Source organism: Polaromonas sp., assembly GCF_030689685.1.
In the GTDB taxonomy this organism is placed as follows: domain Bacteria; phylum Pseudomonadota; class Gammaproteobacteria; order Burkholderiales; family Burkholderiaceae_C; genus Polaromonas.
Map to the genome: position 1 here is coordinate 1 of NZ_JAUYEY010000100.1, position 7,613 is coordinate 7,613.

The 7,613-nt window shown below is 63.4% G+C and carries 6 protein-coding genes and 1 tRNA gene; 2 read left to right on the forward strand and 5 right to left on the reverse strand.

The window, feature by feature from the left end; genetic code table 11:
* Window positions 1-241: 241 nt before the first annotated feature.
* The gene (locus Q8O29_RS19890) at window positions 242-1,285 is read right to left on the reverse strand and encodes a CDP-6-deoxy-delta-3,4-glucoseen reductase (protein WP_305565947.1); all 1,044 of its coding nucleotides are present in this window, start codon (window positions 1,283-1,285) and stop codon (window positions 242-244) included.
* 59 nt (window positions 1,286-1,344) lie between these two features.
* Between Q8O29_RS19890 and Q8O29_RS19895 the strand changes: the two genes are divergently transcribed.
* Complete coding sequence (locus Q8O29_RS19895; RefSeq protein ID WP_305565948.1) at window positions 1,345-2,274, forward strand: SDR family oxidoreductase; 930 nt, start codon at window positions 1,345-1,347, stop codon at window positions 2,272-2,274.
* Between the two features lie 343 nt (window positions 2,275-2,617).
* Here Q8O29_RS19895 and Q8O29_RS19900 read toward each other — a convergent pair whose 3' ends face one another.
* The 3 genes from Q8O29_RS19900 to Q8O29_RS19910 all read right to left on the reverse strand — a co-directional run bounded on the left by Q8O29_RS19900 (window position 2,618) and on the right by Q8O29_RS19910 (window position 5,272).
* Window positions 2,618-3,661: a S1C family serine protease gene (locus Q8O29_RS19900; protein ID WP_305565949.1), complete on the reverse strand. Its 1,044-nt coding sequence runs from the start codon at window positions 3,659-3,661 to the stop codon at window positions 2,618-2,620.
* 115 nt (window positions 3,662-3,776) lie between these two features.
* Window positions 3,777-5,072 carry an amidase gene (locus Q8O29_RS19905; RefSeq protein WP_305565951.1) on the reverse strand — a complete coding sequence of 432 codons (1,296 nt, stop codon included), beginning with the start codon at window positions 5,070-5,072 and terminating at the stop codon, window positions 3,777-3,779.
* A gap of 115 nt (window positions 5,073-5,187) precedes the next feature.
* Window positions 5,188-5,272, reverse strand: a tRNA-Leu gene (locus Q8O29_RS19910).
* A gap of 40 nt (window positions 5,273-5,312) precedes the next feature.
* On the opposite strand from Q8O29_RS19910, the gene cysM reads away from it, so the two are divergent.
* A complete protein-coding gene (gene cysM, locus Q8O29_RS19915) occupies window positions 5,313-6,215 on the forward strand; it encodes a cysteine synthase CysM (RefSeq protein WP_305565952.1) in 903 nt (300 codons plus the stop codon).
* Here cysM and Q8O29_RS19920 read toward each other — a convergent pair.
* Window positions 6,212-7,555, reverse strand: a complete 1,344-nt coding sequence (locus tag Q8O29_RS19920; protein WP_305565953.1) for an N-acetylmuramoyl-L-alanine amidase — start codon at window positions 7,553-7,555, stop codon at window positions 6,212-6,214. The two genes, cysM and Q8O29_RS19920, sit on opposite strands and share 4 nt — an antisense overlap.
* Window positions 7,556-7,613: the final 58 nt, after the last annotated feature.

The following is a 7,613-nucleotide window of genomic DNA, read 5'->3' on the forward strand; positions in this document are numbered from 1 at the left end:
GCCTTGACGCGCTGGAGGAGCAGCTTGCACTGGGACTCAGAACTTTGGAGCAAAACCCTGAAACTGTGCGCACCATTGTCTCTTGGGATTGGATTGTGAGCTCCTTGATTACTTCATTTATGAAGTAGAAATGGAATGAGTAGCTACTTTTTTTAGAGTTTTTTCGAGCTTTGGTCCTTTGTGGGTGTGCGCAAACAGCTATAAAAATCATAGCGCAGCGTGACGCCTCCCATCCGAAAGTTCAGGCCAGCGCCTTCGCCTTGTCCGCCTCGGTCGTGAATGCGTCCGCAAAAAACTCTTCTTCAGGCAAGCCGCCGAGTGCGGTGTAGTCGGCTCGGGCGGAGTCCACCACGATGGGTGCGCCGCAGGCATACACCTGATACCCCGACAGGTCGGGGAAGTCTTCCAGCACCGATTGGTGCACAAAACCGGTTCGCCCGGTCCAGTTGTCCTCGGGCCGGGCGTTCGAGATCACCGGCACATAGCTCAGGTTGGGCATCTCCGCGACCTTGGCCATGACCCAGTCGTTCATGTACAGGTCGGCGGGCCGGCGGCCGCCCCAGTACAGCACCGCCGGGCGCGTACTGCCCTTGAACTGCAGGTGTTCGATCAATGCCTTGATGGGCGCAAAGCCGGTGCCAGAGGCCAGCAGCACCATGGGTTTGTCGCTGTCCTCGCGCAGGAAGAAGCTGCCGTACGGACCTTCGACGCGCAGGATTTCCTTCTCCTTCATGGCGGTGAACACATGGTCGGTGAACTTGCCGCCGGGCATGTGGCGGATGTGCAGCTCCACGCCTGGATTGTCGAGCTGGGTGTGCGGCGCATTGCCCATGGAATAGCTGCGGCGGTCGCCGTCGCGCAGCAAAAACTCCACGTACTGGCCGGCGTGGTACTTGAAGACATCGCTGGCTGGCAGTTGCAGGCGGATGATCATCACGTCGTGCGAGGCGCGCGTCATCGTGTTCACACGGGTCGGCATCTTCTTGATCGGAAAGGCGCTCTCGTCGGTGACCTGGCGCGACTCCAGCACCACGTCGGTTTGCGGCACGCCGCAGCAGGTCAGGATGAAACCGGCGGCTTCTTCCTCATGGCTCAGTGCTTTGAGCTGGTGCGGGCCGTGCACCACCGTGCCTTCGAGCTTTTTGCATTTGCAGGAACCGCAGGCGCCGTCCTTGCAGCCATAGGGCATGCCCACGCCCTGGCGGATGGCGGCGGCCAGCAGGGCTTCGTCGGGGTTGGCGGTGAAGGCACGGCCGCTGGGCAGCACGGTGACGGTAAAAGTCATATTCGGTATCCTAGGGACTGTTTTTTCATTTGTGCTGTTGACCAGCCATTCCCCCAATTTTGCCCTCAAACCAAAATCCCCTCGGCGCCCTGCCTTCGCGTTTCCGTCGCCAGCGTGTGCTCATCATCGGTTGTGGCGATGTCGGCTTGCGCGTGGCTCGCCAGTTGCCGCCGCAGGTGCGCGTGCTGGCGCTGACCTCGTCGATTGAAAAAATGCCGGACTTCCGCGCCAGCGGCATCATGCCGCTGTCCGGCAATCTGGACCAACCCGCCACCCTGCGCCGCCTGGCCGGGCTGGCGACACGGGTGATCCACCTGGCGCCGCCGCCCGGCGAGAAGCTGCCCGACTGGCGACGCGACCCGCGCACGCTGGCGTTGCTGCGCGCGCTGCGCCTGCGTGGCTTGCCGCAGTCCATGGTCTATGGCTCGACCAGCGGCGTCTATGGCAACTGCGACGGCGACTGGGCCAGCGAGGTGCGGGCGGTGAACCCGCACACGCCGCGCGCGCAGCGCCGCGTCGATGCCGAGCAGCAACTGCGTTTTTTCGGCCGCTCCAGCGGCGTGCGGGTGCACACGCTGCGCATTCCGGGCATCTACGCGCCCGACCGTGAGAGCGGCACGCCGCGCGGCCGCCTGCTCAAGGGCACGCCGGTGCTGCAGCCGGCCGACGACGTGTACACCAACCACATCCATGCCGACGATCTGGCGCGCGCCTGCCTGGCGGCGCTGTGGCGCGGCAAGCCGCAGCGCGTGACCCATGCCAGCGACGACACCGAGCTGAAGATGGGTGACTACTTTGACCTGGCGGCCGACCTCTATGGCCTGCCGCGTCCGCCGCGCGTGGCGCGCAGCAGCGCGCAGGCAGATTTGCCGCTGCTGCTGCTGAGTTTCATGAGTGAGTCGCGCCGGCTTGACAACACGCGGCTGAAAACAGAGCTGCGGCTGCGGCTGCGTTACCCCACTGTGGCTTCGGGCTTGCTGGAAGGATAAACAATTTGCTATTAAAACAGGAGCTGCTTGCGCAGGTATAACAAGGGCTGTAGCCTGTTTTTTCTTGAAATGCCGTAACTACTCAGCTAGTCTGGGCCGGATTTACTCCCTCTCCCTCCGGGAGAGGGCGGGGGCTGAACGCTGCGGCTCCAGAGGCGCTTGAGCGCATCTGGACAGCGTGAAGAGGCCCGGACTCTGGCCGGGCTGCGGTCTGCAAGACAGGGATCGCGGTCTGAGCATTGATCTATCGTATGTTGTGGCTTGCCGACCCTCACCCCAACCCTCTCCCAGAAGGAGAGGGGGCAAGAAAAGGGAGTTGCATGCAGCGATCAGTGACGAAGTTTCAGATACCGGCAGGCTTTTTCAGCGTTTGCATGCGGTCTTGGGCGCGCAGCACGATGGTCTTGACTTCAGCGCCCTGCAGCACGGTCAGTGATATCTCTGCATCGGGCGCGGCCCGGTTCCAGAGTTTTTTGTAAAAGTCTTCCAGCGTGGTGACCTTGGCGCCATCAACGGCCAGCACCACATCGCCCGCCTCCAACCCAGCCCCTTCGGCCGGGCTGTCCTTGCTGACCCGCGTGATCTGCACGCGGCCGCCCTGGTCGTTGGAGTTCAGCCCCAGCCAGGGCCGGCGGCTTTTTACGCTGCTGCCAGACTGCTGCAACTCGGCCAGGATGGGACGCAGCAGATCGACCGGCACAAACATATTGCCCGGCAGCCGCACATTTTCGGCAGCCGCATTCGAGACAAACAGCGAGCCTATGCCCAGCAGTTCACCCCGGCTGTTGAACAGCGGCGCGCCGCTGTGGTTGCCCCCACTGGCCAGCACTGGCGGGCTGGTGAACAGCGCGGACTCGATGTGGTACTCCCAACTGCCAGAAAAAGCACGCTTGCTGACCAGTCGCGTCATGCTGACCTCGCCATCGTCATTGCCCTGCGGACCGGTCATCGCTATCAAGGGCTCCCCGGGCTTGAGCTCCTGGCTGCTGCCCAGCGCGGCGGCGCTGATACCACGCAGCGGCAACAGTGGCCGCAGCAAGCCGAAGCCGGTGGCCAGGTCGTAGGCCACGGCGCGCGCTGGCAGGGTTTTGTTGTCCTGGGTGACGATCTCGATCTGCTCAGCTTCCAGCAGCAGGTAGCCGATGGTCAGGATCAAGCCGTCCTGGCCGATGACCACGCCGGAGCCGCTGCGGCGCTGGCCGAGGGTTTCGGCCGAGCGTGCGTCGCTCGCTGCTGTCACCTTGACACCCACAACGGCGGCATTGGCTCGCGTCAACGCGTCCATCATGACCTGCGCTGCGGACGGCTGCACGGTGGCCGCGTGGGCCCCGGTCAGCAGCAGGCAAGCGCCAAGCCAGGGGGTGAAGCAGCGATAAAGTGAGCGCATGACAGACTCCTGACGCAGCAGATGGCCGCGATCAAAGAATGCGCCTAATTGAAGACCCTTGCAAGCACCGGGAAACAAAAAAAAACCGGTCCCCGCGATCAGGAAACCGGTCGAATCAGTCCGCCAGGCGCTGGTGCACCCAGTGCGCGGCGGCCAGCAGCCGGTGGTCGTCGCCGTAGGCTCCGACCAGTTGCAGGCCCACCGGCAGGCCGCTGTGACCGTACGCAAACGGCAGGTGCACGCAGGGCAGGCCCAGCAAGGTCCAGCCCCGGCAGAACAGCGGGTCACCGGTGCCCTCCAGCCCGGCCGGGGCCTCGCCGATGCTGCTGGGCGCGATGATTACGTCGAAGTTGCTGAACAGCGTCTGGGCCTGCTGCCGTGCGCTGGTGGTGGCCTGCAGGTTCAGCGCATGGCGCGCGCCGCTGATGGCCAGGCCGTCGGCGATCAGCGCCTGCAGCGGCGCGCTGAGCTGATGGGGGTGGTGCAGTCGTTCGTGGCTCAGTGAACGCGCCGTCTCAAAGGCCTGCACCGCCTTCTGCACGGCGACCAGGCCGGACAGGCTGTGTGGCAGCGCCAAGGGCGCCCCGTGCCCGGCCAGCAACTTTTCGGCCTGGGCCCAGGCCTGCTGCGTGTCTGTGTCGGCCTGCGCCCATTCCGGGGTCTGGCACCAGCCTAAACGCGGCGCGCCGGCCTGCTCAAAGGCCGCAGGGTCGGCCAGCCGCGCATCGCCGGTCAGCACCGCGCCCAGCAGCGCCATGTCGCGCACGCTGCGCGCAAAACCACCGACAGTGTCCAGCGTTTCCGACAGGCTTTTGACACCGGCTTTGGGCACACGGTTGTGGCTGGGCTTGTAGCCGACCACGCCGCAAAAGGCCGCCGGCCGGATCAGCGAGCCCGCCGTCTGCGTGCCCAACGCCAGCGGCAACATGCCGTCGGCCACCGCAGCGGCCGAGCCACTCGACGAGCCGCCCGGTGTGTGCAGCGGCTTGTGCGGGTTGCGGGTGGCGCCGGGGAGCATATTGGCCAGCTCGGTCGTCACGGTTTTACCCAGCAACACCGCGCCGGCTTCGCGGCACAACGCGACGGCAGCGGCATCGGCTGGCGGTTGTTGTCCGGCATAAATCGGCGAGCCGTAGCCGGTGGGCAGGTCGAAGGTGTCGAACAAGTCTTTCACGCCAAAAGGCAGGCCATGCAGCAGGCCGCGCACGGCGCCGGCGTCCAGCGTGCGGGCATAGGCGAGTGCGGCGTCCGCATCGAGGTGCACAAAAGCGTGCACCTGCGGCTCACGTTCGGCAATGCGATCCAGGCAGGCGCGGACCAGATCGACTGCGGTGAGTTCACGGCGCGCCAGCAGGCTGGCGGCCTGCCAGGCAGAGAGTTGATGCAGGGGAGGCGTGGGGGAAACAGGCATGCGGCGAGTATCCCGTTTTTCTGCGGGCTTTGCGCTGCCGCACCGCCAACGACAGACCGACGACTTGTCCTGTGGCGTAAAAAAAGGCTCTTCCCGCAAAGGAAGGACCTGTGTCTGGTGCCCGGGGCCGGAATCGAACCGGCACGCCTTTCGGCGGGGGATTTTGAGTCCCCTGCGTCTACCAATTTCACCACCCGGGCTGCAAGAAGCGAAGAGGCAAATTATGGCACAGTGCAGGGTATGAACTACTCGACTCTCGAAGACGCCATTGGCAAAACGCCGCTGGTGGCCTTGCAGCGTATCCAGGCTGAAAGCAATACCCAACGCAATAACGTGGTCCTCGGCAAGCTCGAAGGCAACAACCCCGCCGGATCGGTGAAAGACCGGCCCGCGCTGTCCATGATCAGGCGCGCCGAGGAGCGCGGCGACATCAAGCCGGGCGACACATTGATTGAAGCGACCTCGGGCAACACCGGCATCGCGCTGGCCATGGCGGCTGCCATCAAGGGTTACCGCATGGTACTGATCATGCCGGAGGACCTGTCGATCGAACGCGCGCAGACCATGAAAGCGTTTGGCGCCGAGCTGATCCTGACGCCCAAAAGCGGTGGCATGGAGCATTCGCGCGACCTCGCCGACCAGATGCAGCGGGACGGCAAGGGCCGGGTGCTGGACCAGTTTGCCAACGAGGACAACCCGCGCATCCACTACGAAACTACTGGACCCGAGATCTGGGCCGACACCCACGGCAAGATCACCCACTTTGTCAGCGCCATGGGAACCACTGGCACCATCACTGGCGTCTCGCGTTTTCTGAAAGAGAAAAACCCGGCGATCCGCATCATCGGCGCGCAACCGTCCGAAGGCTCGCGCATTCCCGGCATCCGCAAATGGCCGGTCGAATATTTGCCAAAAATTTATGACGCGAGCACCGTCGATGAAACCGTGCTGGTCAGCCAGCAGGACGCCGAAGACATGTGCCGCCGCCTGGCGCGCGAGGAAGGCATCTTCTGCGGCATCTCGTCCGGCGGCGCGCTGGCCGTGGCGCTACGCATCTCGCAGCAGGTCGAGAACGCGATCATCGCGTTCATCGTATGTGATCGTGGGGATCGCTATCTCTCGACGGGGGTATTCCCGGCCTAAAACTCCGCCTGCGCAATCTTCTGTTTGGATAGCGCCGGGTTTTGCGCAAAGTAGCGTTTGATGCCGCCGAGGATCGCATTCGCCAGTTTCATCTGGTATTCATCGTCGTTCAGGCGGCGCTCTTCGCTGGGGTTGCTGATGAAAGCGGTCTCAACCAGAATGGACGGGATGTCCGGCGATTTCAGCACGGCGAACCCGGCTTGTTCGACTTGGCCGCGGTGCAGGTCGTTGATGTCGCCCAGTTCGCTCAGCACATGCTTGGCCAGTTTCATGCTGTCATTGATGGTGGCGGTCTGCGACAGGTCGAGCAGGGTGCGCGCCAGATAGGGGTCTTTGACCGCGATGTTCACGCCGCCGATCAGGTCGGCCTCGTTTTCTTTTTTCGCCAGCCAGCGCGCCGCAGCGCTGGTTGCGCCGTGTTCGGAGAGCGCGAATACCGATGAACCGCGCGCCTTCGGTTTGATGAAGGCATCGGCGTGGATGGAGATGAACAGATCCGCGTTTACCTTGCGCGCCTTGGCGACGCGTCCGATGAGCGGGATGAAGTAATCGCCGTCGCGAATCAGCACGCCGCGCATATTCGGCGCGTCATCCACCAAGGCTTTCACCTTGCGCGCAATCGCCAGCGTGATGTTTTTTTCGTAAGAACCGTTTTTGCCGCGTGCGCCGGGGTCTTCGCCGCCGTGTCCGGCATCGATTGCGACAATCAGCGTGCGGGCGCGCAGCTCGGGAACGTTCTTGGGAGGGACGGCTGCAACTGGCGGTGGGGTGTCAATCTTGCCGATACTCATGCTTTGGGTCAGCTTGGGTTTTTCCTCGGCAGACAGTTCTTTTGCGGCGGGCGGTTCTTCTGCAGCCTGCCCGGTTGCGGCGGGGGCGCTGGTGGCTTCGTGAATGGGCGTTTTGGGTTTTTCGAGCAAGGCCATCAACGGGTCGAGCGGCTGGGCGGGGTATACGTCCAGCACCAGGCGATAGCCGTATTCGCCGACCGGCTTGAGGACGAACAACTGCGGCTTGACCTCGCTCTTCAGGTCGAGCACGAGGCGCACCACGCCGGGCTTGAAACGCCCGATGCGCACGCTGGCGATGTAAGGGTCATTGTCGCCAATCAGTTTGGTCAGTTCGCTGAGCGTGCTGCCGAACTCTACATCCTCCAGATCGATGACCAGCCGCTCCGGGTTGTTCACGGTGAACATATTGTGGCGGATGGCTTGTCTGGATTCGAGCGTCAGGCGCGTGTAATCCTGTGCCGGCCAGACGCGCGCCGAGCCGACGGCAATGGCGGCATGCGTTTGCGGTAGCCAGCAGAGGATCAGGAGTATTACAATTTTTCCAAGCATCGCTTGCCCATTTCCGTATTGGCATGGATTTCTGCATTGCGGCCTTGCTCCAAAATTT

What these genes read in the sequence shown, in the direction of transcription:
- Q8O29_RS19890 (WP_305565947.1), bottom strand. Translation starts at nt 1,285, where the DNA reads ATGACTTTTACCGTCACCGTGCTGCCCAGCGGCCGTGCCTTCACCGCC.
- Q8O29_RS19900 (WP_305565949.1), bottom strand. Translation starts at nt 3,661, where the DNA reads ATGCGCTCACTTTATCGCTGCTTCACCCCCTGGCTTGGCGCTTGCCTG.
- Q8O29_RS19905 (WP_305565951.1), bottom strand. Translation starts at nt 5,072, where the DNA reads ATGCCTGTTTCCCCCACGCCTCCCCTGCATCAACTCTCTGCCTGGCAG.
- cysM (WP_305565952.1), top strand. Translation starts at nt 5,313, where the DNA reads ATGAACTACTCGACTCTCGAAGACGCCATTGGCAAAACGCCGCTGGTG.
- Q8O29_RS19920 (WP_305565953.1), bottom strand. Translation starts at nt 7,555, where the DNA reads ATGCTTGGAAAAATTGTAATACTCCTGATCCTCTGCTGGCTACCGCAA.